The organism is Zhongshania aquatica, from assembly GCF_027257955.1.
GTDB lineage: Bacteria > Pseudomonadota > Gammaproteobacteria > Pseudomonadales > Spongiibacteraceae > Spongiibacter > Spongiibacter aquatica.
Map to the genome: position 1 here is coordinate 221,404 of NZ_JANZNQ010000004.1, position 26,914 is coordinate 248,317.

Annotated in this window: 25 protein-coding genes; 9 read left to right on the top strand and 16 right to left on the bottom strand. The window is 49.7% G+C overall.

The genetic code is table 11. From position 1 onward, the window contains the following. Positions 1-28: 28 nt before the first annotated feature. On the bottom strand, positions 29-1,102 hold the full coding sequence (gene purK / locus O9X78_RS05825; protein WP_269618673.1) for a 5-(carboxyamino)imidazole ribonucleotide synthase: 1,074 nt from the start codon (positions 1,100-1,102) through the stop codon (positions 29-31). After that, positions 1,102-1,593 (bottom strand): 5-(carboxyamino)imidazole ribonucleotide mutase, encoded by a 492-nt coding sequence (gene purE / locus O9X78_RS05830; protein WP_269618674.1) that lies wholly within the window; start codon positions 1,591-1,593, stop codon positions 1,102-1,104. The genes purK and purE overlap by 1 nt, the downstream gene beginning before the upstream one ends. A gap of 344 nt (positions 1,594-1,937) precedes the next feature. Here purE and arsS point away from each other — a divergent pair, with 344 nt between their 5' ends. From arsS to O9X78_RS05845, 3 genes are read left to right on the top strand one after another with little or no spacing between them, the layout of a single operon-like run. After that, positions 1,938-2,891, top strand: a complete 954-nt coding sequence (gene arsS / locus O9X78_RS05835) for an arsenosugar biosynthesis radical SAM (seleno)protein ArsS (RefSeq protein ID WP_269618675.1) — start codon at positions 1,938-1,940, stop codon at positions 2,889-2,891. A gap of 46 nt (positions 2,892-2,937) precedes the next feature. Continuing rightward, positions 2,938-3,378, top strand: coding sequence for a DUF2834 domain-containing protein (locus O9X78_RS05840; RefSeq protein ID WP_269618676.1), 441 nt, complete (start codon positions 2,938-2,940; stop codon positions 3,376-3,378). Between the two features lie 50 nt (positions 3,379-3,428). After that, on the top strand, positions 3,429-4,466 hold the full coding sequence (locus O9X78_RS05845) for a methyltransferase domain-containing protein (protein WP_269618677.1): 1,038 nt from the start codon (positions 3,429-3,431) through the stop codon (positions 4,464-4,466). A 124-nt stretch (positions 4,467-4,590) separates the two neighbouring features. On the opposite strand, the gene arsH is transcribed toward O9X78_RS05845, so the two are convergent. Genes arsH through O9X78_RS05865 form a run of 4 tightly spaced genes read right to left on the bottom strand, consistent with a single transcriptional unit; the run spans position 4,591 to position 7,192 of the window. Beyond that, positions 4,591-5,298 carry an arsenical resistance protein ArsH gene (gene arsH / locus O9X78_RS05850; protein ID WP_435056045.1) on the bottom strand — a complete coding sequence of 236 codons (708 nt, stop codon included), beginning with the start codon at positions 5,296-5,298 and terminating at the stop codon, positions 4,591-4,593. A gap of 33 nt (positions 5,299-5,331) precedes the next feature. Next, the gene (gene arsB, locus O9X78_RS05855; protein ID WP_269618679.1) at positions 5,332-6,351 is read right to left on the bottom strand and encodes an ACR3 family arsenite efflux transporter; all 1,020 of its coding nucleotides are present in this window, start codon (positions 6,349-6,351) and stop codon (positions 5,332-5,334) included. Beyond that, on the bottom strand, positions 6,351-6,842 hold the full coding sequence (locus tag O9X78_RS05860; protein ID WP_269618680.1) for an arsenate reductase ArsC: 492 nt from the start codon (positions 6,840-6,842) through the stop codon (positions 6,351-6,353). The genes arsB and O9X78_RS05860 overlap by 1 nt, the downstream gene beginning before the upstream one ends. A gap of 14 nt (positions 6,843-6,856) precedes the next feature. Next, positions 6,857-7,192, bottom strand: a complete 336-nt coding sequence (locus O9X78_RS05865; protein WP_269618681.1) for a metalloregulator ArsR/SmtB family transcription factor — start codon at positions 7,190-7,192, stop codon at positions 6,857-6,859. Between the two features lie 188 nt (positions 7,193-7,380). Between O9X78_RS05865 and O9X78_RS05870 the strand changes: the two genes are divergently transcribed. Next, positions 7,381-8,412 carry an NADP(H)-dependent aldo-keto reductase gene (locus tag O9X78_RS05870; RefSeq protein ID WP_269618682.1) on the top strand — a complete coding sequence of 344 codons (1,032 nt, stop codon included), beginning with the start codon at positions 7,381-7,383 and terminating at the stop codon, positions 8,410-8,412. Between the two features lie 3 nt (positions 8,413-8,415). Here the strand turns inward: O9X78_RS05870 and O9X78_RS05875 are convergent, their stop codons facing one another. The 3 genes from O9X78_RS05875 to O9X78_RS05885 are packed head-to-tail and all read right to left on the bottom strand — an operon-like array spanning position 8,416 to position 9,798. Next, complete coding sequence (locus O9X78_RS05875; RefSeq protein WP_269618683.1) at positions 8,416-9,150, bottom strand: hypothetical protein; 735 nt, start codon at positions 9,148-9,150, stop codon at positions 8,416-8,418. After that, positions 9,134-9,568, bottom strand: coding sequence for a hypothetical protein (locus O9X78_RS05880; protein ID WP_269618684.1), 435 nt, complete (start codon positions 9,566-9,568; stop codon positions 9,134-9,136). The genes O9X78_RS05875 and O9X78_RS05880 overlap by 17 nt, the downstream gene beginning before the upstream one ends. Continuing rightward, positions 9,568-9,798: a hypothetical protein gene (locus tag O9X78_RS05885; RefSeq protein ID WP_269618685.1), complete on the bottom strand. Its 231-nt coding sequence runs from the start codon at positions 9,796-9,798 to the stop codon at positions 9,568-9,570. The genes O9X78_RS05880 and O9X78_RS05885 overlap by 1 nt, the downstream gene beginning before the upstream one ends. 127 nt (positions 9,799-9,925) lie before the next feature. Between O9X78_RS05885 and O9X78_RS05890 the strand changes: the two genes are divergently transcribed. From O9X78_RS05890 to O9X78_RS05900, 3 genes are all read left to right on the top strand, one after another. Next, positions 9,926-10,897 carry an SDR family NAD(P)-dependent oxidoreductase gene (locus O9X78_RS05890; protein WP_269618686.1) on the top strand — a complete coding sequence of 324 codons (972 nt, stop codon included), beginning with the start codon at positions 9,926-9,928 and terminating at the stop codon, positions 10,895-10,897. 74 nt (positions 10,898-10,971) lie between these two features. Beyond that, positions 10,972-11,844, top strand: a complete 873-nt coding sequence (locus O9X78_RS05895; RefSeq protein ID WP_269618687.1) for a bile acid:sodium symporter family protein — start codon at positions 10,972-10,974, stop codon at positions 11,842-11,844. Between the two features lie 361 nt (positions 11,845-12,205). Continuing rightward, a complete protein-coding gene (locus O9X78_RS05900; RefSeq protein WP_269618688.1) occupies positions 12,206-15,628 on the top strand; it encodes a hypothetical protein in 3,423 nt (1,140 codons plus the stop codon). Positions 15,629-15,702: 74 nt separating this feature from the next. On the opposite strand, the gene O9X78_RS05905 is transcribed toward O9X78_RS05900, so the two are convergent. From O9X78_RS05905 to O9X78_RS05915, 3 genes are all read right to left on the bottom strand, one after another. After that, positions 15,703-17,190, bottom strand: a complete 1,488-nt coding sequence (locus O9X78_RS05905) for a hypothetical protein (RefSeq protein WP_269618689.1) — start codon at positions 17,188-17,190, stop codon at positions 15,703-15,705. Positions 17,191-17,406: 216 nt separating this feature from the next. Beyond that, entirely contained in the window at positions 17,407-17,910 is a 504-nt protein-coding gene (locus O9X78_RS05910) for a DedA family protein (protein WP_269618690.1), read from the bottom strand. 284 nt (positions 17,911-18,194) lie between these two features. Continuing rightward, entirely contained in the window at positions 18,195-19,424 is a 1,230-nt protein-coding gene (locus O9X78_RS05915) for an NADH:flavin oxidoreductase (protein WP_269618691.1), read from the bottom strand. A gap of 342 nt (positions 19,425-19,766) precedes the next feature. On the opposite strand from O9X78_RS05915, the gene O9X78_RS05920 reads away from it, so the two are divergent. Further along, positions 19,767-20,435, top strand: a complete 669-nt coding sequence (locus tag O9X78_RS05920) for a cupin domain-containing protein (protein WP_269618692.1) — start codon at positions 19,767-19,769, stop codon at positions 20,433-20,435. A gap of 276 nt (positions 20,436-20,711) precedes the next feature. Here O9X78_RS05920 and O9X78_RS05925 read toward each other — a convergent pair whose 3' ends face one another. The 4 genes from O9X78_RS05925 to O9X78_RS05940 all read right to left on the bottom strand — a co-directional run bounded on the left by O9X78_RS05925 (position 20,712) and on the right by O9X78_RS05940 (position 23,449). Next, entirely contained in the window at positions 20,712-20,999 is a 288-nt protein-coding gene (locus O9X78_RS05925; protein WP_269618693.1) for an acyl-CoA thioesterase, read from the bottom strand. 197 nt (positions 21,000-21,196) lie between these two features. Then, a complete protein-coding gene (locus O9X78_RS05930) occupies positions 21,197-21,844 on the bottom strand; it encodes an energy transducer TonB (RefSeq protein ID WP_269618694.1) in 648 nt (215 codons plus the stop codon). Between the two features lie 110 nt (positions 21,845-21,954). After that, a complete protein-coding gene (locus tag O9X78_RS05935; protein ID WP_269618695.1) occupies positions 21,955-23,070 on the bottom strand; it encodes a M56 family metallopeptidase in 1,116 nt (371 codons plus the stop codon). A gap of 10 nt (positions 23,071-23,080) precedes the next feature. Then, entirely contained in the window at positions 23,081-23,449 is a 369-nt protein-coding gene (locus O9X78_RS05940) for a BlaI/MecI/CopY family transcriptional regulator (RefSeq protein ID WP_269618696.1), read from the bottom strand. A 404-nt stretch (positions 23,450-23,853) separates the two neighbouring features. Here O9X78_RS05940 and O9X78_RS05945 point away from each other — a divergent pair, with 404 nt between their 5' ends. Continuing rightward, positions 23,854-26,835, top strand: coding sequence for an ImpA family metalloprotease (locus O9X78_RS05945; protein ID WP_269618697.1), 2,982 nt, complete (start codon positions 23,854-23,856; stop codon positions 26,833-26,835). Positions 26,836-26,914: the final 79 nt, after the last annotated feature.

The following is a 26,914-nucleotide window of genomic DNA, read 5'->3' on the forward strand; positions in this document are numbered from 1 at the left end:
CGCGATTAGCCGCGGAGCCTAGTACAAATCAGAGGCGGCTTAGTTCGCGCTCTACCCAATCAAAGACGTCAGCGTAATTGTCTGGAAAGAGACCACGCAGTTCATCAAGTGCAGTTTGCACAAACTTCTTCTTGGGATGGTTGATGTTGATATGGCCAAGTTTGCGGCCGGGTCGAACGTCTTTGCCATACCAGTAGCACTGGGTAGACGGAATTTTCATCCAGTCGATTTCGCGCTCAACGCCAATGACATTAATCATCACGCTTTGGCCGCGTTCTTCAGGCGATTTAATTGGCAGGCCGCTCACCGCACGTAAGTGCATTTCAAATTGACTGACGCAAGCACCCGCCTGTGTCCAATGGCCGCTGTTGTGAACCCGAGGAGCAAGTTCATTTACGATAAGCTGCTCTCCTACGCGGAAGCACTCCATCGCCATCACGCCAACGTAGTTGGCAGAGTCCATGATCTTACCCAGCATAGATTCAGCCATAGGCTGTAAATGCGCCACTCTGGCAAGCGGCGCAATCGATGCCATTAAAATACCATTGCTATGTAAATTCAGCGTAAGTGGGTAGAAGACTTTTTTGCCGTTTTTGTCTCGCGCGCCTACCAGTGACAATTCTTCGTTAAACGGAATTTTCTTTTCGGCAATGCCCGTACCTAGCCAGTCGGTAGGGACTTCATCGCCCTGATCTTCATAGAGCCAGTATTGGCCTTTACCGTCGTAGCCGCCTTCGCGGCGTTTGAGTAATACGTCGCGACCAAGCTCTGCATGCAGCGATTCTGCTTTGGTATCAACTTCCACAGAGCGCCACGGCGCAGTAGTAATGCCGAGTGTATCCAGCATGGTTTTTTGATGAAAGCGGTCGGCGATTTTGCCAAAGATATCGGCATTCATGAAGCCAGATTGCTGGCTCATATAGCGGGTCACCGGGGTGTCTGGCCACTGTTCACGTTCAACGGTGACAATGTCACCGTCGTTGATGCTGGGAATCTGATCGCTTTCAGGTTCCACCGGTTCCACGTGCAGCGCAAGTGGGTAAGCTGCCTGTTTTAGCATGGCGCCTAGTTGTCCGGCGCCGAGAACCCAAACCGTTGGCATTACGCGTTCCTCGGGTCCGGGTTATCTAATACGTCCTGAGTCTGTTTGGCGCGAAACGCCTCCAAGCGTGCTGCTAGGTCAGCATCAGTCAGGGCCAAAATTTGGCACGCCATCAAACCGGCATTAAATGCGCCTGCACTGCCAATTGCTAAGGTGCCCACGGCGATTCCCTTCGGCATTTGCGCAATAGAGAGCAAGCTGTCTACGCCATTCAGTGCCTTGCTTTGTACCGGCACACCCAGAACAGGCAAGCGGGTTTTTGCCGCAACCATACCGGGTAAGTGCGCTGCGCCGCCCGCGCCCGCAATAATAACGTCAAAGCCACGGCTGACAGCCTGACTGGCAAATTCCATTAATTTGTCCGGAGTGCGATGGGCCGAGACCACTTCTACGTGGTGCTCTACGCCAAGTTCGCTCATGATCTCGGTGGCTGGGCGCATGGTTTCCCAGTCACTTTTTGAGCCCATGATCAGGGCAACTTTTGCGGTCATTGCATTGGTCTCTTCGCGTGAAAGCGGCGTATTATACGGGAATTCCTGCAATTAGGCCGAATCTCGGGATAAATCTCGCCAAAAGTCTAATTTCAGCACGTCATTTTTATTGCAGCAAGAATTATCAGCTGCGGTAAGGTATTGTAATTATAAGAAAAAAATCGCGATGATAGGCATTATCCGCGCTGTATTATTTTTGATCAAAAACGTGGTTTTTAGACGAAAAAAGGCGCTGCGCGATGGTCTGTTAGTAAAACAGCGTCGTAGTATCTCGTTAGGTATGAGTTGTAACAATGTTGAACACGACGAGTCAGTGTTCAGCATGACTAAAAATAGGGGTGAAAATGCACGATACCATGGCGTTACTGGAGGTCACTGATTTTCCAGCAATAAGCAGAAAATCGCTAGATACCCTGCAGGTAAATCTTGGCTATAAATGCAATCAGCGCTGCCTGCACTGCCATGTGAATGCCGGTCCTACTCGTACAGAAATGATGCCTGCCGACCTTATCGCACTTATCCCTGAGGTATTGGCCGCGAGAAACATCAAGACCCTCGATCTAACCGGCGGCGCGCCGGAACTGCATGAGCAATTTCGGGAATTGGTCAGTACCGTGACTGATATGGGTGTTAAGGTTATCGATCGCTGTAATTTAACCATTCTGTTTGAGCCCGGTCAGGAAGGCTTGGCGGAGTTTTTGGCCGCGAATAAGGTAGAGATCGTCGCCTCCTTGCCCTGCTACTCCTTAGAAAATGTCGATGCCCAGCGTGGCGAAGGTGTGTTTGATAAGAGTATTGCGGGGCTCCAACTATTAAATTCCTTAGGTTATGGTATGCCGGGCTCAGACTTGGTGTTGAATTTAGTTTACAACCCGCAGGGGCCGTCTTTACCGCCAAATCAGCAGGCGTTAGAAGCTGATTATCGCCGCGAATTGCGCGCCCATTTCGATGTCGAATTTAATAATTTATTTGCGCTGGCAAATATGCCGATAAAACGCTTTGGCTCTACGCTCGTGTCTAAGGGGCAATTTAAACCTTACATGGATTTGCTGAAAAATAATTTCAGCGAAGCAAACTTAGAATCTCTCATGTGCCGTAATTTAGTCAGTGTGGATTGGCTGGGTAATCTTTACGACTGCGATTTTAATCAGCAGCTAGAACTTCATACGCCAAGTACCAGCACGCGTCATCTGCGCGATCTATTGAAAAATGACATTGTTGGACAAGGTATCTCGATTGCTGACCACTGTTTTGCTTGCACCGCAGGTCAAGGTAGTAGCTGCGGCGGAGCTTTGTAATTTACGCCACATAAATAATTTAAAAATAATAAAAAAGGAGACGTTAATGGAATTAAAAACGAAGGCATTAGTTGGTCTGTATTTGCTTACAGCACTGCTAGCATTGATATTTACGTGGCTACATGTACCGGCGTATTTTGGTAATGGCTTCCTAGATGCAAATATTCAGTTTTGGAATGATGCCCTTTTTAATGCGAACCCCGCTGGAAATTTTCTAACAGTCGATATTCTATTTCTCGCCTTTGCCTGCAATGTGTGGATGTTTATTGAAGCCAGACGCTTGGGCATTAAGCATGTGTATCTTTATGTCATCGGTGGAGTCGTCATCGCCATTAGCGTGGCCTTTCCTCTATTTATGGCGGCAAGGGAATTGCGTATAGCCGCTACCGATCCGAACTTTACTTCTTACAAAATAAAAGCGGGCGATGTGGTCGCTTTGATAATTTTGTTCTTAGTAGGATTACTGGCGGCGATTGTCGTTATGTGATTTGTTATTTAGTTGGCTAGTTGTTATTGCCAGTCAAATTGGGAGACTTCATGCACGACCTTGTACAAGATTATTACGGCAAGCAATTACAAAGTTCCGCCGATTTAAAAACCAGCGCATGTTGCGATATTAGCCTGATGCCTGAGTGGCTTAAACCTATATTGGCCAATATTCATCCTGAAGTACTGTCGCGCTATTACGGCTGCGGCCTCGTTTGTCCGCCATTGCTTGACGGCTGCCGAGTTCTGGATTTGGGCAGCGGCAGTGGCCGCGATGTTTATGCCTTGGCGCAGATGGTTGGATCGACAGGTGAGGTTGTTGGCGTTGATATGACCGATGAACAGCTGGCTATAGCAATAGAATATCAAGCTTATCACGCTGAAAAATTCGGGTTTGATAATGTGCGATTTATCAAGGGCTATATCGAAAAACTGGATGAGCTTGGCTTAGAGCCTGCGAGTTTCGACGTAGTAGTGTCGAATTGTGTTATTAATTTATCGCCAGATAAAGACGCCGTTATTCGCAGCATAAAGCGTCTATTAAAACCGGGTGGAGAATTTTATTTTTCAGACGTGTATGCGGATCGCCGCGTACCAGATGAGGTGAAAAACGATCCGGTGTTATATGGCGAGTGTTTGGGCGGCGCACTGTATTGGAATGACTTTATTCAGCTGGCCAAACGCCACGGTTTTATCGATTCTCGATTGGTGGAAGATCGTCCATTAGAGATTACTGATCCTGTATTAGCGGCGCGTTGCGGAAATATCCGTTTCTACTCCGCCACCTATCGACTGTTTAATCTCGATGCCATCGAAAGTGACTGCGAAGACTACGGTCAAGCAGTTGTGTATCGCGGCAGCATTGCCGACAGCCCGCACCGCTTTGTGCTAGATAAGCATCACGATATTCAAACCGGGAAAGTGTTCCCGGTTTGCGGCAATACCTGGCGCATGCTGCACGACACTAGATTCGCTGCGCACTTTGATTTTATCGGTGACTTTAGTCGTCACTACGGAATTTTTGAAGGCTGTGGTGTTGGGTTACCGTTTGATAGTGTTGTTTTTGGCGAAGGGGCGCCATGTTGTTAGTAAGGACGAGGGTTCTTTACTACTCCATCATACCCGGCCCCGATCGAGTATCCATATGAGCGAGGCGAATGTCTTAGGGTCTAACGAAGTACCCAGCAGCATAACGTATGCGGCCCATGGATACTCAGCCTCCAGACCGCTCGGCAATACGTTTTTTAAACGTTGCTAGGTCTTCTTTGCGCTCAGAATAGCGATCAACAAAATAGTCCGCACTACCTCTAGTGAGTAGGGTGAATTTCACCAGTTCTTCCATCACGTCAACGATACGGTCGTAGTATGACGAGGGTTTCATGCGATCGTTTTCGTCAAACTCCAGCCATGCTTTAGCAACGGATGATTGATTGGGAATGGTCAGCATCCGCATCCAGCGGCCTAATACGCGCAATTGATTTACTGCGTTAAAACTTTGTGAGCCGCCGCACACCTGCATGACGGCGAGGGTTTTGCCTTGGGTGGGCCTCACGGCGCCGATGGCGAGTGGAATCCAATCTATTTGCGCCTTCATAATTCCCGTCATTGCGCCGTGGCGTTCCGGTGAGCACCACACCATGCCTTCGCACCAGTTGGCTAGCTCCCGTAACTCATTCACTTTAGGGTGGCTGTCTTCGGCGTCGTCAGGAAGCGGCAATCCAGAGGGATTGAAAATGCGGGTTTCTGCACCAAAGAATTCTAGTAAGCGGGCGGCCTCTTGGGTGGCGAGACGACTAAAAGATCGTTCGCGCACTGATCCATACAGCAATAGAATCTTAGGCGGATGATCGAGTTTCTTAAATAATTTCTCGCTATCGATTGGTTGGAGTAAGTCTTGATCGATATTGATAAGTTCTTTCATGATGTTTTCCATATTAATAATCGCTATATGACTTTAGCCCGGAAACCAGTGGCGACTTCGGTTTATTAGTGCCACTAGAGATAGCATTACCGGTACCTCGACTAATACGCCGACGACGGTTGCTAGCGCGGCGCCCGACTGTAAGCCAAAGAGGGAGATGGCGACGGCAACCGCCAGTTCAAAAAAGTTAGATGTGCCGATTAAGCAGGCGGGGCCGGCAATGTTGTGGGGCAGTTTTAGCGCTTTTGCACCGAGATAGGCGATGGCGAATATACCGTAGGTTTGAATGAGCAGCGGTATCGCAATGAGTACAATGGCGAGAGGCTGTTGCAAAATCACCTCTGCTTGAAAGCCAAAAAGCAATATAACGGTGGCGAGTAAACCGCTTATTGAAATTGGCTTTATGGCCTGCAGAAAACTTTGTAGACGTTGGTGATTGTTTGGCTTGTCTAAGGCCCGGCGAGTTAATACACCGGCAAGCAGCGGGATCACCACATAGAGTACGACCGATAGTATTAACGTATCCCATGGTACGCTCACGTCACTTACGCCAAGTAAAAACGCGGCGATGGGTGCAAAGGCGAATACCATGATCAGGTCGTTAATTGAGACTTGGGCCAAGGTGTAATTGGCGTCGCCCTTGGTGAGTTGGCTCCATACAAATACCATTGCTGTGCAGGGCGCGACGCCTAATAGAATCATACCTGCGATGTATTCTGTTGCGGTTTGCGGATCGACTAAATCGACAAATATCACTTTAAAAAAAAGCCAGCCTAGCGCGGCCATAGTGAAGGGCTTGATCAGCCAATTGACCACAAGGGTTAAGGCTAAGCCCTTTGGTTTTTTGCCGACATCTTTTATGGCAGAAAAATCGACCTGTACCATCATTGGAAAAATCATCACCCAAATAAAAACCGCAACGGGCAGATTGACGTGGGCTATCTCAAGTTCTGCGATGGCGCTAAATAGCCCGGGGAATAAATTTCCTAGTAGTAGTCCGGCGAGGATGCAAAGACCTACCCAGAGACTTAAAAAACGTTCAAACAGGCCCATTAGTATTTGCTTCCTTTGTCGGCGTCACTATGTATTTTATTTAAGGCAGTAATTAAGTCCGTCTTATTTAATGATTCAAAATCCAGCGCCAGTAGTGCGCTAATTCGGCTCTCGATGGCCGTTATGCAATCGTTGAATGCCTGTTCAATGTCAGCTTCGCTACCACTTAGCTTGGATGGATCTGTTAATCCCCAATGCACTTTACTTGCCTTGCCAAGCCACAGTGGGCAGCTCTCTCCGGCGGCACTGTCGCAGACGGTTATCGCGAGGTCGATATCGACATTGGCAAAGTCATCCCAGGATTGGCTGTGTAGATTGTTGGTGGGTATGCCCCGCGCGGCGAGGTATTTAAGCGATAGTGGATGAACCTCTCCCGCCGGCTGGCTGCCGGCGCTATAAGCGTGTAGGCGAGGGTCGTTAATGTGATTAGTGATGGCTTCGCATAGAATACTGCGGCAGCGATTGTGGGTGCAGATAAATAATAGTTTCATGATGGCTCGTTAGATTAGGCGCAGGTTTCGGGGCGGCACTGCATGGCTTTTAGTTTTTGCAGGCAGAGTCCTAGTCGGTCGTTTTGGGCGGTGGCTGTTGAGTCTAAAATTTCTTGTATCCACGTGGGCAGTTGCGGATGAAGGCGGTAATACACCCATTGTCGGTCGCGACGGTCGGTGAGAATTCCCGCGCTGCGTAATTGAGCCAAATGTCTAGAGATCTTAGGTTGGCTGTCATCTAGCGCTTCCATCAGCTCACACACGCAAAGTTCGCCTTCGCGATGAATGAGTAGGGTCGAGAGTAGCCGGGTGTCATCAGAGAGGCATTTGAACAGCTGCGTAGGATTCATGTTGTCGTTTTGAATAAGTGTATTTGGCCCATCCTAATCCATATTAGTATATATGTATATCCATATATGCAAGGGGCGTTATGATTTTGCTGTTATGGCCCTTGGTCATCTATGCCGAAATTGCCGTACACTAAGATCATAATTATTGTTGCATATAATGTGATACAGAATGGAAAAGAGGGATTTAAATGAGAATGCGTGAACTGGGAAGAACCGGCATCAGCGTCAGCGAAATTTGCCTAGGCACCATGACGTGGGGGCAGCAAAATACTCAGGACGAGGCATTTGAACAAATGGATTACGCGCTGTCGCGAGGTATTAATTTTTTCGACACCGCAGAAATGTATCCGGTGCCGCCAATTCCTGAAACCCAGGGTAAGACCGAAGAGTATATCGGCGAGTGGTTTCGGCAGAGCGGCAAGCGTAAAGATATTGTGCTTGCCAGTAAGGCGACGGGACCGGGTCATGTCCATGTCCGTGACGGCAAACCCCTTGGTCGTAGCGCTATTTTGAACGCGATAGAAGGCAGTTTAGCGCGCCTGCAAACAGATTATTTAGACCTTTATCAAATTCATTGGCCCAATCGTTCGACTAACTTCTTTGGCAAACTGGGTTACCAGCATTCGCCAGACAACGCCGAGCATGAGCTGCACGAGATTTTAGAAACCCTGTCTGAATTAGTTGATAGGGGCGTGGTTAAATCCATTGGCATTAGTAATGAAACGCCCTGGGGTGTAATGAGTTACTTAAATCTTGCAGAGCAATACGGTTTGCCTCGCATTGCGACTATCCAGAACCCCTATAGTTTATTGAACCGCACCTTTGAGATTGGCTTGTCAGAAATGGCGATTCGCGAAGACGTCGGTTTGCTCGCCTACTCGCCAATGGCGTTTGGCATGTTAAGCGGAAAATACCGTAATGGCGCACGTCCGGTTGACGGACGAATTACCCTGTTCGAACGTTTTCAGCGCTACAGTAATCCGCAGGCGGTTGCCGCAAGCGAAGCCTATGTGGCGCTTGCAGAGAGGCATGGCTTAGGACCTGCGCAAATGGCATTGGCGTTTGTGACTAGGCAAGCCTTTTTGACCAGCAACATTATTGGTGCAACCACCATGGCGCAGTTAAAAGAAAATATTGATAGCGCTGAATTGCAGCTTACTGAAGACGTGTTGAAAGAGATCGAGACTATTCATCAGCGCATTCCTAATCCGTCGCCTTAGTAACTACTCTCGATGACGAGCTAAAATATCGTGTCGGTGTTTGGTGGCGATAATGGTCAGCAGCACCGGCATTAATTTATTCCAGTCGGTGCCAGTTACTTTAAAGAATCCGTAGGTGGCGAGCGCGAGCCATCCTGGTGGGCCTATGAGTTGTGCAATGGTTGCGGATAAGCCGGTGTAGGCCGCGTAAGGCAGGGTAATGCCGACAGCATGGGTTGCGAAGCCGAGTGCTGTGGTGGCGGCAGCATACACTGCATAACCTGACGCATTGGCTATCGCTAATACACTTGCTGCTGTTCGTATACCGATAATCTCTCGGCTTTTAATCCCCGCTGCGTCCCACATGGGGGTTGCATTAAATTCTTCGGTAAAAAACCGGTCTCTTTGTGCAGGATTCATTTTTGCCAGCGCTGCAACAATAACGGCTTGGGGTATATAGCGTTCGTACTCGTCGATTGAGCTGCAATGTTTGTGAATGCGAAGCTTCTTCGCTGCGCCTTCAAGCAAGGCTTCGTAAGTTGGGCAGGGCATATCATTGCTGTGGTTTTGTCGTATCACGCGCTTGAAGTTGCGTTTGATGCTGTGCCTTGCGCGGGAGTTGTACATCCACCGTATTTGTTCGACGATTGCGTCAGTAGTAGCGTTGCGTTCATCTAGATCGCAAAGAATTGCCATGATGATGTTGTCGCGCTCATCCCATCCGGCGAGCAATGTCGAAAGTTCAGTCTGGCTTTGCACGTTTTTTTTGTTCCAGCATAATCTCTGCCCTAGAGCGCAGGGGCGTATTGTGGCGCAGGGAGTCAAAACCATCGTGTTTTTCGATAGGTTCTTCTATCACTACTTTAGCTCGCGAGTGCGGTGATTTACCGGAATCCTTATTTTCAGCTCGGGCGGATTTAGCAGCCTTGGAAATTTTACGTTCAACAAACCACAGATAGCCCACACCGGCCAGTATCCAGCCGAGCCAGCGAAAATAAAACGCCAGTGGCGCTAAATTAGATTTCTCCGTTGCGGAGAAGAATGCCAACGCTTCGGAGTGGATTAAATTCACTGCCAAAATAAGAAGTGCAGTAACGACCATGCCCAGCGCACGCTGCCGAATATGGCGCCGCCAAATCATATACAGCACGCCGCTGCGTAATAAGGGGATCAACATTAAAAATGGCCCAACGTTAACGCGGTAATCAGAGCGGCAAGGCTGTAATTCTTTAGCTTGCCTCGCAATTTAACTTCTTCATCGTGTACCAGAATCTCTAGCTCGTCGGGGCCTAGCTCGCCCGGCGTGATTCCTCTCTGTGCCAGCTGTTTTTTGGCGTTGGTGATGGCTCCCTCGCGGATACGCATTCGGTATTTAGAGAGTAGCTTGTCTTTGGTTTTTGTAATCATGGGCTCTAAGTGGTTGCTCGTTGATAGCTTGCGCTGTATTGCATAAAGCTGCGATGGTTGCGCATTGATAATAAGTTCTACGCGTCAGTAGTTTGATGACATACTTGAATAGTTATAGTAAGGGATTATGACGGGCATGTTTGGGAAAATACAGGGCTTTATCAGCAATGCAAAAATGGCTGAGGTGACATGCTTGCAGGGTCGTCATTTTGTTGTGACCGGCTGTGCCGAAGGTTCCTTGGGTTTTGCAACGGCATTGCAATTACTGGCGCAGGGCGCAGTGGTGTCTGTAACGGTGCGTAAAAGTAGTGAGGCTATTGCCGAGGCGTTATGTCAGCAATTGGACTCTCGTTTTCATCAAAATATTCATGCCTTCGATGTGGATTTATCACTGTACGTCTCGGTTGAAGAATTTGTGCGAGCATATAGCGAAAAAGGCTTAGCGCTAGATGTGCTCATTAATAACGCCGGTATACATCTCGATCTGCTGTCGCGGTGGACATCTCCGCAATTAAGTGCAGACGGCTTTGAAATTCAATGGCGCGTTAATTATTTAGGTACTGCGCATTTAACCTATCGATTATTGCCGTTGCTTCAAGCGTCGGCAGAAGCTTCGGGTGATGGTCGAGTCGTAAATGTTGTTTCTCAACTGCATAGCAGGGGGCTAAATAGTGAATTTTTTAATCCGCAAAGGCCTTACAATTCCTGGAATGCCTATGGGCAGTCTAAGTTAGCTTTGATGCATTTAACCCGAAGCATAGATGTGCATTTTTCTAAGTATGGCGTCACTAGTTATTGCCTGCATCCCGGCGCTGTGTACACCAATGTGGCTGACAAAGGTCTGGCTGATACGGGCATGATACAAAAAGTACGAAACGCACTGGCGCCTGTCGAAAAGTTGTTTATGAAAACGCCAAAGCAAGGCGCTCAGACTCAGATTCACTGCGCAACCGCCGCTAAAGAAAAATTAGTCTCGGGGGCTTATTACTGCAATATGCGTGTAGCAGCTGCCAGCGCCGAGGTTGTTGATCCTGATATAAGCGAGCGCCTATGGGATGATTTTCAGCGTAATTTACTGGGTAAGATGTCGGCTTTGTAACAGACAAAGTACGTGTTTAGCCCGTAAACTACGGCAGCGTAAAAATTTAATTACAACAATAAAGAAGTAACACCATGGAACACAGTGCGTTCATTAGTATTGGTTTACCCGTTTCTCTTTTTATCATTATGATAGGCATGGGGCTTGGTTTAACTGCCGGTGATTTTGCAAAAGAAGCTCGTCATCCGCGAGCCGCCATCGTGGGTAGCCTTGGCCAGTTAGTAGTGATACCGGCTCTTGGTTTTCTGCTGATTTGGAGCTTAGATTTATCTCCCGCGATTGCTGTTGGTCTGGTGATATTGGCGGCCTGTCCCGGTGGCGCGACGTCGAATGTTATTACTTATTTGGCCAAAGGAAACGTCGCGCTATCTATTGTCGTTACGGCCATTGCCAGCATCGCCACCATTATGACATTGCCACTGCTTGTGAATCTGGCCTTGGGGTGGCAGTTAGGTCAGTCAGCGAATGTCACCATGCCCGTGGTCGACACTATCGCCATGTTGGTGATTATCGTTTTACTACCCACAGGTATTGGCATGCTTATTCGGGCCAAGGCGCCAGAACTCGCCAGCCGGGCTGAAAAACCAATTAATGGATTTGGCGCAATAGTGCTGGTGGTTTTAGTGGTGATCATTTCTTACGGTTTACGCGATCACCTTGTGAGTCTTTTGATTCAAGCTGGGCCAGCGTGCTTACTTCTTAACACCTTGGGGCTTGCCGCCGGTTTATACCTTGGTCGTCTTACCGGTTTGGCAAAAGAAGATCAATTGGCTATTGCGGTGGAGCTGGGTATAAAAAATAGCACCATCGGTATCCTTGTTGCCACAACCATTCTTGGCTCTCAGGAAATGGCGATTCCGTCCATGGTGTATGGGTTATCTATGTATTTGTTTGGCGGGGCCTTGGTTGCTTTTGGCCGCTCAGCTATTCCAGCAAAAGCGATTTAGTTATCGGCTTATTTGGCGTTTGGCTAAGAATTTAGTGAATGCGCAGCCAATGGCCTGACGATGGGCGGCTGGGGTGGGCTGTTAAGTTTGCCAGCAAGCAGATGAGTTCAAGACGGATCACCTAGTTCACTCACAATATCTTATCAATCAGCTTAGTTTGTTATACCAGATATAACTCAGGTAGTAGCGCACGCTATTGAAACTATGACACTCTATGCTAATAGTGTGTGTTTGTGCCGCGTTTGGCGCCCGCAATTTAGTAAAACTAGTGCTAGGCTATAGCATAGTAATGCCCTGAGAACCGCTGTGGTCAGTATTGACCCGTCGCCGCAGTGATAAAATAATTATGGGAGCACCACCGATGTTGTATATATCCAGAGCCTTAGTTGCGCTCAGTATCACGTTCTTATTGGCGGCCTGTGGCGGTGATTCCGTCTCTACCACCCCGAGGTCTAACCCGACGGTTGCGGCCTGTTCTGACAACCGCGATAACGACGGTGACAATTTGGTCGACTTTCCCGCCGACCCCGGTTGCAGTAGCGCCAGCGACACTGACGAAACGGATCCTGCTCCATTGGCGCAATGTGCTGATGGTATCGACAATGACCTAGACGGCAAAATCGATTTGGCTGACCCCGGTTGCACAAGCGCCACTGATAATGACGAAACCGACCCAGTCGTCGCAAGCCAATGTTCAGACGGCATAGACAATGACCTAGATGGCAAGGTTGATTTAGCCGATTCGGGCTGCGCCAGCCCCAGTGACAACGACGAAACCGATCCGGTGACACAGCCGCAATGCTCCGATGGGGTGGACAATGATTTAGACGGCAAAATAGATTCGGACGATCCCGGCTGCGATAGCGTTGGTGACAATGACGAAACCGATCCGGTGGCGACCCCGCAATGTGCTGATGGGGTGGACAATGACCTAGACGGCAAGGTCGACTTAGCTGATCCCGGCTGTGATAGCGTTGCTGATAATGACGAAACTGATCCAGTCGCCACAACACAATGTGCCGACGGTATCGACAATGACTCAGATGGTAAAATTGACTTAGCCGACCCCGGTTGCGACAGCGCCACTGATAACGATGAAACCGATCCAGTCGCCACAACACAATGTGCTGATGGTATAGACAATGACTTAGACGGCAAGGTCGACTTAGCTGATCCCGGCTGTGATAGCGTTGCTGATAATGACGAAACTGATCCAGTCGCCACAACGCAATGTTCTGATGGTATAGACAATGACTTAGATGGCAAAGTTGACTTGGCAGATGACGGTTGTGTCGATGCAGCGGATGACAGTGAAGACACGCGCATTACCCGTTACGATTTGAGCAATGCCTGCTGGGCAATTAAAAACAATGCCAGCGGTCAGTATCTCGTGGCGGATGGTGCCGGTTATCGCGCCTCGGCGGCAGACGTAGCCGGGGCTGAGCCGTTTTATTTAAAGCCAACGGCATTGGGTAAATACATGATTTACAGTGCCAGCAGAGAGCTAGTGGCCGCCGCTGGCAATGGCAATCTGGCGAATGTCGCTATCGCAGCGGCAACAGATAATGTTGAGTGGACGATATTGGCAGTGGGGGATACCACGGAATACCCTGCAACGCCGGCTATCAATGTGGAACCCAGCGCTGAACAAGTGACCCTGTGGCACGACTTTCAGGACCCACTTGTTCGTTCAGACAGCTTTACGATTGGCTCGGATGTTACCGCTCGTGAATTAGTAGTCGATGGCAGCGGTGCGGCGAAAACCGCCGCCAATGCCGACGGCAACCTTGATAGCTTTAGTTTTGAAACAGCGAGTGGCTGCGCTAACTTTCCTGAGGCGCAGAGTAATTTTACCGGCGAACCCTTCAAAGGCACACAGCCCGATGGCAGCGTACTGGGCCACGCCGACGCCCATGTTCATATCAGCGCAACTGAATTTTTAGGCGGTGGTCACTGGGGCCACCCCTTCCATAAATTTGGCGTAGAGCACGCCTTGGGCAACTGCAGTGGTGCTCACGGCGAGACCGGTCATTTAGATGTCATTGGCGGTCTGTTCACTCAGGACGTTGATGGTCATGCCACTGACGGCTATCCGAGCTTTACTGATTGGCCATCGCGGGACAATCTTACCCACGAAGCCATTTACTGGAAGTGGATAGAACGCGCCTGGGCGGGTGGCTTGCGAGTGATGGTTAACGACTTGGTCGACAATGAAACCCTCTGTGAGCTGCAGCGCAATGTCAGCTCCGATCCGCTGCGCGACTGTAACTCAATGAACAATGCGGGGCGTCAGGCCGGCACCATGTACGCGATGGCAAACTACATCGACGCGCAATATGGTGGCCCCGGCAAAGGCTTTTTCCAAATAGTGCATACGCCGGGCGAAGCGCGCAACGTCATCGAAGATGGCAAAATTGCCGTGGTGTTGGGCATAGAAATTTCCAATTTGTTTGATTGCAAGGTCAAGTACAACCCCCTGCGTCAGCTGGGTCCCGAAGAGGAGCCTTCGGATAACAGCGGCTTCTTGGAAAACAAGTACAACTGCACAACGGAAGAGGGCAAGCCCAACTCTATTCTCACTCAAATGCAGCGCATCAAAGACTGGGGTGTGCGGCAGATTATTTCCATTCACGAATTTGATAACGCCTTTGGTGGTAACGGTATTTTCGACGGCTTAATTCTTAACCTAGGTAATCGCGAAAATAGCGGCGGCATTCCTTCGGGTGATATCGCCGGATTGCTAGACCTATTTTCGGGTCAGCCTAATCAAGCCCAGTTTGAGTCATTGATTGCCAATCTGCCTAACACGGAGCTTCCTACCGGTGAATGGTGGACAACCTATAACTGTCCGATCGAGGGTGTAACGCCGGGCTTTAGTGGCTATCTGTGGGGTAACTCCGGCGGCGCCATTCAAAGCTACTTGCCTCAGCCGCCGTGTATTCCAACAGGTCAGGGTGGTCGCTCCGGTGGCTCTACGCCATGCTACCCCGCAGACGTAAATCAGTGTAATGCGCGCTGGATGACCCCGGCGGGTCTGTATACCTACAGTAAAATGATGGAAATGGGATTCTTGTTTGACTGGGATCACATGGAAATGGGCATGAAAACCCAGGCCCTGGAATTAGCCGAGGCGCAGACGCCGGCCTACCCCTTTGTCTCGACTCACGGCACCTTTGGTGGCACCACCATAAATCAAGCGACGCGGATGTTGGCTAACGGCGGCTTTCTATACCCCAGCAACGGTTCAAGTCGCGGCTTTCGTGAAGATATGGATGAAACCCTTGGCATATACAACGCGGCAATGTCGTTGCGTGCTGCCAAAGGCATGGAGCCGCTGCTGTTTGGTTTTGGCTACGGCACCGACACCAATGGTCTGTCGGCGCAGAGTGGCCCGCGCAACAATCCAGCGAACCCCATCACCTATCCGTTCACCCTGTTTGCTGGCGAGCCGTTCACTAGTTTGACAGGGTTTGCCAATGTGCAGCCGGTTATCTTTTCGCAACCCGCCAGTGCTAATGCCAACGGTGAAGTAGTGCGTACCTGGCATGAAGATGTCGACGGCAATGCGCACTACGGCATGCTCGCCGATTTTGTTGAAGAGGTGGTCATTGATAGTGATAAACCCGCGCAACAGACTCGTTATTTATTTAACTCTGCCGAGGCTTATCTGCGGACTTGGGAACTCACCGAAGCATCAAGTGCCGCAATACAGGGGCGCGGCGGTGTGATAAATCCTGGCGGTATATTACGGCCGGCGCCACCGGAGGGTGATTTCGCGCCTTAAATTAACAGTTCTTTTAAAAGCCCAGAAACGTCTGGGCTTTTTTTATGTCGCTACGTTTTCAGCTTTGACTAGCATCAGTGGGGCAGCGATAGAATCCACAAGCCGCTGGTGGTCAGGCCAACCATTAGTGCCAACATTGGTAACTGACTCAGAATGACTTTCCGCTCACTCTCAAACAAACGCTGCGCGAGGCGGTGGGCCACCAGTGCACCGAGAACGTGGCCGAGTAAAATACTGCCTAATTGAATATGCCAAACCGTATTCGCGTCGGGAATAAACTGGCGCTGCAGCCAGTTGGCGGTGCCAAAAATATTGTCGCCCCGACCTAGGGGATCCGAAATCAAACTAATAATTTTAATGCCCTGAGTTTGAATTAGCGTGTAGTAATGCGCTACGTGGTAGGCCAGTGCAATGGGTAGCAGCGACGGCGCAAAACCCAGTGCCAGCTCGGTGATACTGCGGGGACTGTTGGCCAGCCATTTGCCAAGCTGCAGGCTTAATAAGTAGGCCAGCAGATACAGCGTCACCGATGCAAACAACCAGAAGCCTTGCCAGTAAATAAACCACTGGCGCATTTGTGGAAACGCCGCCAAGGGGTTATTGCTGCTGAAATCGCGGAGTAGATTTTGATACAGGTCTAGCCAGAACCATTGCTTCCATAGTGTGGTTTCATGCAGGCCGTCGAAGGCGGTAGACGACAGCATAAACAAAATAAAGACCAGCAAACTCCAATGACTTACTCGCAAGTCAGTTAGATGCGCGAGTGGCCAACGCAATTGTAACCGGCTGCAGTCTGTGCGATTTGCAGCTTGCCCGCGCTCTTTTGCAACATAGTCCAGCGGCGAAAGCCACGATAAAAGAGTAAATAAGACGCTGAAAATTTCACCGTAGCGAAACCAATTATGGCTGCCAAATATAGCAATCGCTGCTAGGTTTAACAGGCTATAACTCAGCAGTGCAACAGATAGCGCATAGGGCGTACTGGCGCCGAGCAGCTCCAGCCAAATGAGCGCGCCATACAGCAACAGTGCGGGCCAATAGCCCAGCCATGTCGGCCATTTGATGCGGGTGCGATCAAAGGCCCTGCAGAAGCGGTTGATGGCGGCGCTTATGCAATACCAGGGATTGATCACTGAATAAATATTGCCAAACAGCGCACTGCCGTAACTCGCGCCGAGTAAAAAAACAATCCAAAAAAAAGTCATATTGAAATTGCCATAGGGGCTGCGAACGCCCCATAGACCACTAACAATACAGAGTAACAGCGCGCCAACACTCAGTGATTGCGCTAGAACTTTTAGGTGTAGCTTGCGGATCAATCTGACCGAGCGATGTTGGCTTAGATCGCGGCTTGCTGTCGTGGCGGCTAATGACTTGCCAGTGCTAAGGGCAATAAGTAAAAAAGACAGAATAAGTGCAGCGGCGCTGCCCCAAGCATAGAGCCAGAAGGGCATCGGCAGGGTGAAGACCTCACCGAAGCTGTGCGCTAGCGCAGGGCTGGGAATCAATGCAATACCAAGCGCCGCTCCAAAGGCTAAGTGCCGGCGTTTAGCTGATTGCATGATAGAACATATCGGCATAGTAAATACTGAGTTCGCTGCGAGGGCCTTATTCTAATATTTATTGGCGTCGCCAACATCGTCGCCCGAGGCGTAAGTTGAACGACGAGTGAGGCAGATATCCAACCCAGATAGTCGGGTAACGGAGAGGCTATTGCAAGCGCGTTTCACGTCTTGGATATTGGTGTAGCGAAAGCGCTGGGACGCTGAGCGTATGTCTCAGCCTATAACGCCATCCACGCCGGTGATAATTAAGCCAAGCCCCACTGCCCAAATAGCACAGGCAAGAATATCAAAGATCAAGTACCGCCACGCAGAGAAACCGCTGATGCCAGTTAATAGCGGAACAATGCTGCGGATGGCCGTTAATAAGCGACCAATAAGTATTGCTCCCCAGCCGTAGCGCTGTATTAGATTCTCGGCTTTGTGCAATTTAGAAGCGTAACGCAGCGCAAAGTTTGATTCGTGAAATTTGGGGCCGGCGAGCTTTCCCAAGTGATAACCGGCGTTGTCCGCAAGCAAGGCGCCCATAAACGCGGCGGACATAATCTCTGGAATCGTCGCAATGCCCTGTGAGTAGATAAACGTGGTGACGACCACAAGTACCGCGCCGGGAATAAACAGCCCCACTAAGACAGTGGCCTCGCAGAGCGCATTTAGGAGCACAATCGCGAGGGCGTACTGCGGATTGTTTAATAGCGCCGAGGTGAGGGTGTCGGTCATAGTTTTAGCAATGCACTCATTTTTATAGATCCCTTAGTCGGCGGGGCAATACTGAATAAATTTTACGGTATGCGATTTCAGTACATTAGCAGAGAATCGCGCCGCGACCTTATTCTTGGCTGTATCGGCCTACGGCGACAATTCCTTGAATAGCCATTCTTTACGTAAATATTGGGAGAATAGGTTTTTATTGTTTTTAAAAATAAATTTCCCCCTCGACTCCTGAATGGGAATGAGAGGGAAAATCACCTGCGAAACTATAAACCGATGCTGGAGTAAAGAGGCTAGTCAGCCGCGCGAATATTATTCAGTGCTGGGTCATTGGGTGTGTTTAACACACAGTAGGTTCCCGCTTCATTGTAGATCTGCGGAATACAGGCATTGCAGTTTGTGCAGCCTGACGCGGTCACTTCACCATTTTTTAATTTGTTTACTAGTGCGGCGTCGTGCAGCAGTACTCTCGCCATGACCACTGCATCAAAACCATCTGCCATGGCCTGTTCTATGTTTTCCATAGATTTAATCCCTCCCAGATAGGCGAGGGGCATGTTTACCGCCGCTCTGACTTTTTGCGAGTAATCTCGAAAATACATCTCTTTGAATTTCAGGTCTTTGGGTGTTCCCATTGCGGCGGCTTTCATTAACAACCTTTGCAAAGGTTTGTATTTAAATACCTCTGCAAAGGCTTCTTGATTCATGGGGCTACCAAACATAAACCACGTGGATTCCACATTGCGGCCGCCAGAAAGCACTAGCAAATCCGCGCCCGCCTCCTCCAGTACCTTCGCTGTAACCGCTGCGTCTTCAGCGTTAGAGCCTCGTCTTACTCCGTCGGCGACATTGATTTTGGCGATAACCGCGAGTTTCTCACCTACAGCTTGTTTAACAGCGCTAAGCACGCGGGCAGGAAAGCGCGCGCGATTCTCGGCATTGCCGCCGTACTCGTCACTGCGCTTATTACTTAGCGGTGAAATAAACTGGTTGAGCAGATAGCCGTGTCCCATGTGAATTTCCACCGCATCAAAGCCAGCACGCTCGGCGAACTTTGCACCCTCTGCAAATTCATTGATCACTCGGCTCATATCGTCTTCGTTCATGGCCCGCTGCCAGATATTACCGTGGAATAGGCCTGCGACATTTAATCCGCTAGACGCGCTGATAGTGGGCCGAGGAATCCAGATACTGGTAACAAACGAGCCGCCGTGGGTGATTTGCAAAGACGCTTTACCGCCCTCCGCGTGTATGGCATTAGTGATCGCCTTTAGGTCAGGTATCACCTCGTCACGCAGCCAAAGTTGGTCAGGGAGTGTGCGGCCAATCTTGGCTACTGCAGCGTAGGCTAAGGTCGTTAAGCCCACGCCACCCGCTGCCAGTTCGCGATGGTGTTTGAGCAAGGCTTTGGTGGGGAAGCCCTTGCGGTACATATTTTCATTGGCGCCAGATTTGATAAAGCGGTTCGCTAACGTTATCGGCCCGATAGTAAGAGGGCTAAACGCAGATGGAGAAGTTGGCATAGTGACGCTCGTTGGTGTTGTTATGTTTTGTAGTGATTGACATTAGCATTGTGCTAAACAGCGCCAAGGTTTTAATGGCCTGCAATTTAAAATTAACTACGTGCAGGATAGTCGCAATGACTACGTTAGTGATCATCTATATGGAGGAGGGGGGAGGAATAAAAAAGGAACTTAGATCTTAGGCTTCTTAGATATTACTAGGCTATATGATCTAAAATTTGGGAACAATCGATCAAATCCCATTGCGATCGAATAAGATATAAAGAGTTATTCATCACGTCGCTGGCTCAATTGTATTACTCTATATTTTAAAAGACCTTTAAGTATCTGTGAGGCTCATACATGACCACCTACATTCATGCTGATTTTAGTCAGCGCGTCGTCATCCGGCCAGACGACTATATCTGGGTCGATTCCCCGATGCCAGGAGTTGAACGCATGATGCTCGACAGAATCGGGGATGAAGTCGCTAGAGCCACGTCAATTGTGAGGTATGCGCCAAATAGCGAATTCTCACCACACCTACATTCGGGAGGCGAAGAGTTTTTTGTCCTAGACGGCGTGTTTTCAGATGAGCATCAGGACTATCCCAAAGGCAGCTATGTGCGTAACCCTATCGGTACGTCACACAAACCCCGCATTGGAAATGATGGCGCAACTATTTTCGTCAAACTACACCAGTTCAGTAAAGCCGATACCGAGCAGAAAGTGATTGATACGCATGCAGAACCGTGGCGGCAAGGCCTCGTTGATGGGCTAACCGTTATGTCGCTGCATGAGTTTGAAGGCGAGCATGTGGCCCTAGTGAAGTGGGCGCCCAATACTCAATTCAGCACTCATCAACATTGGGGTGGCGAAGAGATATTTGTTTTAGAGGGCACCTTTCATGACGAGCACGGCGCTTACCCAAAAGGTACTTGGTTACGCAGCCCGCACCTGAGTCGGCATACACCATTTACAAAAGAAGACGGCGCACTTATTTATGTCAAGGTCGGGCATTTGAATCCTTAGCAATATTAAGCCGATGCTGATATCAACTGCAATGGATGGGGTTGGCGTAGTGTTTGTGCCGCGTCTAGATGTAGGCTTTATACTCGGGCACGGCTCGCCTAGTTTTGAGCAGGCAGCAATGGCGTGATATGGAGTTAAACACCCGCTAAATTGACGGTGCTAGGCTGTGGCTTAATCAGTTGCGCACGGAAGTCATCGGGTATAGCAATTTTCTGATGATCATTCGCCGTCACCATTACATACACGATTTTTGCGCTGGCGATTTCTAGTTGTGTTTCAGCATCGCAAAACCGCAAGTGAATTGTATATGATGTCCTTCCCAAGCTGATGTTTGTAATGCAGATGGCTACCACGTCGTCGAAGGAGCAACCACTCTATTAATAAAGACACGACCTGACTATCAAGACCCATATCAAGCATATTTTGGTAGCTGCCAAATGCTTGCCGATAAAACTCAGTTACCGCAACGTCGACGTATTCGCCGTAGCGAGCATTAAACATAACGCCTTGGGTATCACAGTCGGAATAGCGAATTCTAACCAGTACTTTAAATGGATCTAGCAAGGGAACCTCTTGGGGAATTCAATTCATTTTTTATCTTAAGCTATTATTACAGGCGTCTTCTGTCGCCACTAGATTGGCTTATCTGGTCTAAGCCACGCATAGTACTTGCGGGCCAGATCAAAAATAAAAGATCTGGCCTTAGTAGTTCATATTAAGTGTTGCCATATTAATCGCAGCTTACTTAGCTGCGTAGCCATTTAGTTACTAAGATCAAATCGAATTCGAGTCTGTTGATTGAATTGTGTCACAGGATAGCCATCGATTTGTTTGGGACGATACTTCCATCTCGCTAGTGCGCGCATAGCCGCTTTGTCAAAGGCACCCTCTGGTTCTGATTCGGTTACTCGTATATTCGTGGGTGATCCTGTGGGGGCAATATCAAACATTAAATCCACATAACCCTCAACGCCTCGTACTGCCATTCTGTTTGGGTAGTCTGGTGCTATCCTGACTATAGGAATCGCGGTGGAATCCGTCGGTCCTGAATGGTCGATGTTTATTTTATCGCTCATTCTCGGCGGTGTTAGATCTATTTTTAAGTTGGCGTTATTCGCAATAGATTGAGTCATCGGCGGCATTTCTGGTGGTGGCTCAACGGGCTCGGGACGCACAAACGGCGGAGGTAGTACTTCCGGTGGCCTAGGCGGGTCCATAACAACCGTGCTTATTTTATGATTGCCGGACTCGGGTGGCGCGATTAAATCGGTATGTATTAGTTGCTCCATCAACATCAGTATTAAGAGCGTAACTGTTAGCGCACCAAGTAAAAGGCAGGGTATGCGATATAACTGGTGGGCTGGCGAAAACGGTTTATTGCTTACTTCATTTGTGATTAATGTGCTCATGATTCGACTCCAATAGTGTTTTTAACACGCAGATGCATGCCTCAGCGTCCTGTTTTGGAAACCGATAGGAATTTAAGAAATGTGAGTGCTTTGACTTATTTCAGAGCTGATTAAGGCGGTGCAGTGGCAGGTGGATATCGTGGTGCGCGGTCGACTTTAGGCGGGGCGGTTGGACGTTCAATGGTTTTTTCTTCTAAAGGCGCAGCAAGTTTCTTTAATAGTGCCGCTCCGGGTTCAGCGATCTCGACGGTTCGAGAGTGTCGCCATGCGGCGTCACCAAACTGAGGTGTATGTGTGATTTGTAAGGTGGTGAATTGAATCGTCGCCAGCGGCAACGATATTACAAGCGCAAGTAAAACCCACATTAAAAATGTCGGTTTCGGCTTATCTGATTCTCCTTGTCGTGGGTTAAGAATATTTCGTAAACGATATTCGAGACTAGATGTCGGAGCTAAGGCAACCCCGGCAGTGCTGCGAGCGCCTCTTGCCTGACAGAGCAACCATGCCGCGTATTCGGCTGGTGCTGCACCTGCTTGCAAGGCGCGTTGATCTGCGGCAACTTCTGCTTCTTGGCACATGCTTCTATAAAGTTGCCAGACCACGGGGATGGGCCAGAAAAACAGACAGCTCAAGCGACCTAGCTGTTGGGTAAGCCAATCGTGATTTTCAATGTGACTTATCTCATGTTGTAGCGCCCAGCGAATATGCGCGTCAGACCAATTAAGGGCTTTTTGCGGCAAGGCGATGACCGGCCAAACGCTCCCCCATGTCATTGGCCCTGTGATGTGACTATGACAGCGCAGGCGAATACGCCGCTGAGTCAACTCGTGTAAGTGACTATGCCAGCGGGCGCTGGTTACCGATGTTGCGTGGTAATGGCTGTAAAGCAATTTGAAAAGACTGATCAGCCAGTAGCTAAGCAATATGCATACGCCGACGAGGTATCCTTTCATTAGCAGAGAAATTAAGGGGCTTACGGCCTGCTGCCCTGAGCGAGGTGAAAGCGTAATCGGGTCGAGAATAATGGTCTGTGGAAGTACCGGTAAAAACAGTGGGTCTAGCCAAGGGCTTATTAATAGACTGAGCAGCGCTGCAGTAAGTAACGCGAAACTCAAGCGCTGAAGTATTCTTGATGGGCGGTAGCGCCACAGCTCAAGTAGCTCTCGGCCTAGCAATAACAGCAACGTTGTTTCAAATAACGAAGATATTAACTGGCCGCTGAGCATGGCTGCTCTCCTAATCCCGTTTACGTGCTTGATCGATCAGGCGCTGGAGCTTTTCGAGCTCATCCGGTTTAAGCTCTTCTTGTTCCAGCAAGGCGGTAGCCGCATTAAAACCTGAGCCGCCAAAAAAGGTGCTAACCAGACGTTTTAAGGCTGAACCCCGCGCTTGTTGCAGGGGCTTGGCAGGATGGTAGAGCAGGCGCTGCCCTTCTTGAATAGATATTACCTCACCCTTTTCCACGAGGCGTGCCAGCAGGGCGCGCACGGCAGAATATCCCGGTGCCTCTGGTAGCGCGTCCTGAACATCTCGTGCACTGATCCTGCCTTGCTCATAAAGCGCATCCATAATCTGGCGTTCGCGGCGACTTAGTTTCTCTGCCATATTGTTACTCCGTGAGATGCTAAAAATGCAGCATGTGCTAAAAATTTAGCATTAACTGAAAATAAGTCAAGCAGAAGTATTTAATTGCTAGGTCGGTGGCGAGGCTGCTTAGGCAAACGCAGATACTCTGCACCGTATTTGCTACTTAGCTAGCAAGAGGGTATTGGTGGATAGCGAGGCCTTGTGAATCATATATCAAAGGCTTGATCCAAATGGCCCCAGAAGACCCTTAGCACATCGAGGAATCGCTCCGTAGTAGGTGTAATTACTGGTGCGCATTGTGCAGATAAATGAGACGTAGTTCCTAAGATGGTGAATTCAAAGAGATTATGATTTCTAGCGCCAATAATTCATTACGTTAGATTTTTTTCGCTAAACCGCGACACACTCTTTGAAGCCAGTATATGACGAATGTTACCCGCGCTTACCTGTTTATGATTTTGCTCACCCTTGTTGCCTGCGGAGGGGGCGGCTCCGGCGGCAGTACCGATGATCAAGGCGCACCGCCGGATCGTGACAATGATGGTATTTATGACTCGGTGGATAACTGTCCTGATGTCATCAACCCCTCGCAACAGGACGGTAATGCCAATGGAATAGGCGATGCTTGCGAGGGCGAAGCTCCGTTGGAAACCGTATTACGGACAGGGGACGTTTTTGCCGTCGCGGGCTACGATCCCAAGGCCGATTTGATCAATACCGCCATTGCTGAAAATAGTGCGCTTGAGGAACGTGCGGCAGATCTGGTCTCTGGCGTGTTTGGTAGTGGCGCCATTTCTTATCAGATTCCAAACCGCACAAGCTATGTGTCAGCGCCGAGCTACCGTCGCAAGGCGAATGGTCAGATTCCCCTGCTCTTGCAGAATGGAGGGCGCATACAGGCAATGGCGGGCGTCTATAAGCAACAGCATGCGCGCTATAGCTTGTTTGGTAGCAATCCCCCCTTACTGTTCAGTCAGGGTCTCAACCAGAGTTTTGAATCAGCATTTCGTCGGCTAGTTGCTTGGCTATTGGGTGATACCGCGGGTGACGAATCGTCCTTGCAGTCATCGCTTACCGTGTTGGTAGCGCGAACTCAAAATACGGCTGTGATTCAAGCCTGGTTCCAGGCTGCCTTGCCCAATTCTAGTGTCAACACGTGCAGTAAAACCGCGGAGCTTAATACCTGTACCAGTGGTGTTGATTTGATTGTGTTGGGTAAGAATGGCGCGGAAGAAACGCTAGACAGCGATGTGTTGGCGTTAAAGCAGCAGCTGCAAGCGGGAGTGCCTGTGTTGTATTTGCATACCGGACAGGAACATGCGACTTCTGCTTCTAAAGCTTATTCAGCCATTTTTGGGGCTGACTTGCCGGGCCCTGGAAATTATTTTCTCAGCGAAGCGAACCGGAATAGCGAGTGGAATAATGCGGGGGAGTTAATCGCGGCACTTCAGGCCGATAGCGTGGGGATCAACGCCGTACTTGCCCATGTGTTAAATGGAGACTTCTCCTTTGATCTGGCGGCAGGATTGTCGGGCGATACGGTAGATACGTCATCCGTCTCTGGCTTTGAGGATAACTTTGATCGGGGTGCATCGGCCCTGCGCACACTGATGCGGGCGATGGACAGTGATAAAGTCCGCATTTTTGATGAGGCCTTGGCGGATTACCGCCGGGAGCGTGCTTACGCCCTGTTGGGTGATCGTTTGCGTCAAGATGTTGTGTTTCCAATGGATATCCTCGAAGCCGACCAGAATGATTTTTTCAGCAGTTACCTGGCCGATCATCTGGTTTATAACGAGCGTGATATTTCGGCTAGGCAACCGGACAGGGGATTTCAGGGCTCCAGCGATTACCTACAAGTGACGCCCAAGAATTATAGCGTCAGCATTCCAACGCGGTTTTACGGCCGCAAACCAACCGGGGCCTACGTGTTACCTGGGCAGGCGTTTTCGGTCACGCGCACAGATAATAACAGTGATATTTCGGTGACGCTGTTCTGGAATATACAGTTTCCTGGCGCGGTATATGCGTTCCGCACCAGCGATTCGCGGGATCATTACAATATGCCCAAATACCTGCAGTCGGTATTCTATGAGCTGTCGCCAGGAGAAACATTGAATTTGAGTTCCTCCTACGGTGGGGTGGTTCACATCACTCACTCGAAAGTGGACCCAGCCGATCGCACTATTGACCTGAGCTTTGCCAATATCGGAACCCATCCCTTCTATAACGGCCCGGACACCGCCACGGATTTTTACGCGGGGATGGCCTCGGGTGATTATGAATGGGCAGAGATAGTGACCCCGGAGACTTATGTGACATCGCCCTTGGCGCCATTACAAGACAGCCTCGATCAACTGACTGATCGCATGGGCTGGGATGTCGATGACGTGGCGAGAGTCGCAAGCGACTATTACTACAATGAGATGTTTCGCCTGAGTGGCTATATCGGATTTGATATACCCCAGCGCTCTACCGCGATCGCGAATTTCTGCGCCAGCAAAGGTTGGGAGTGTGGTAATAGTGATATTCACGGTGTGGCGGGCAGTGTAGAAGGGAATATTCGGCAATACATTACCAACTGTGGCAGCTTTGGTGGGTGTAGTAATCAGCCCGTGACCTATACCTGGTCCTGGGATCCCCTGGGAGCAGGCCCAGTACATGAGCGCGGACATCACCTAGAGGGGAATAGTGGGGCGGACTATCACCGCTTTTCGCCACTGGATAATCACCAGCTCACCAATACTTGGCGGGCAGCGCTACCGTATTTTTACTACCGCGATACCGGCGGCGCCTCGGGTGGGAATATCGGCGCATGTGGTGTAGAGCGCAACGAGCATAGGACTAACGGGCGACGCTATGACTTCCTGCAGGCGGCCCAAAACTCGGGTGATCCTGTCACCTATATGAATGACAATGTCTGGTCGACCGGCGAGGCCAGCGCGATGAACCGCGCTATCATTACCCAGCTTGCAGCGCACGCAGCGGATCAGGGTGGCTTCGCCGAAGGTTGGGATTACTTCCCGCTGGTGTTAACAATGGCTAGGGAGTTCAAAACCAAACTCGATGAAGGCGAAGCCGCCTTTAACGCGGTGAAAGCAAAATACGGTTTTGGCCTCTACAGTCACGCAGAAGCCCAAGACCTTGTCAGTAGCCGCGATGGGAGGCGTTCCTGGTTTCTGATTGCCTATTCCCTGATTACCGGAAAAGATCAGCGCAATTACTTCACAATGTTGGGCTGGGACTATACCGCCAAGGCGGCGTCACAAGTACAGGCGTTGCTGCTGTTGCCCGCCGCGAAGCAGTTCTATGCCTTTGACGATGTCTGCAGTATTGCCAATGCAGTCGCGGTGCCGGTAGACGGTGTCAGTACCTGGCCAGTGACGCGACCTACTGTATATTAAGATTTGTGGCGTGGTCGCGGGTGAGGGCGAGCAGTGGTCTTTTGCGGTGTAGATTTACATCCCATTGGTTTGACTCCAT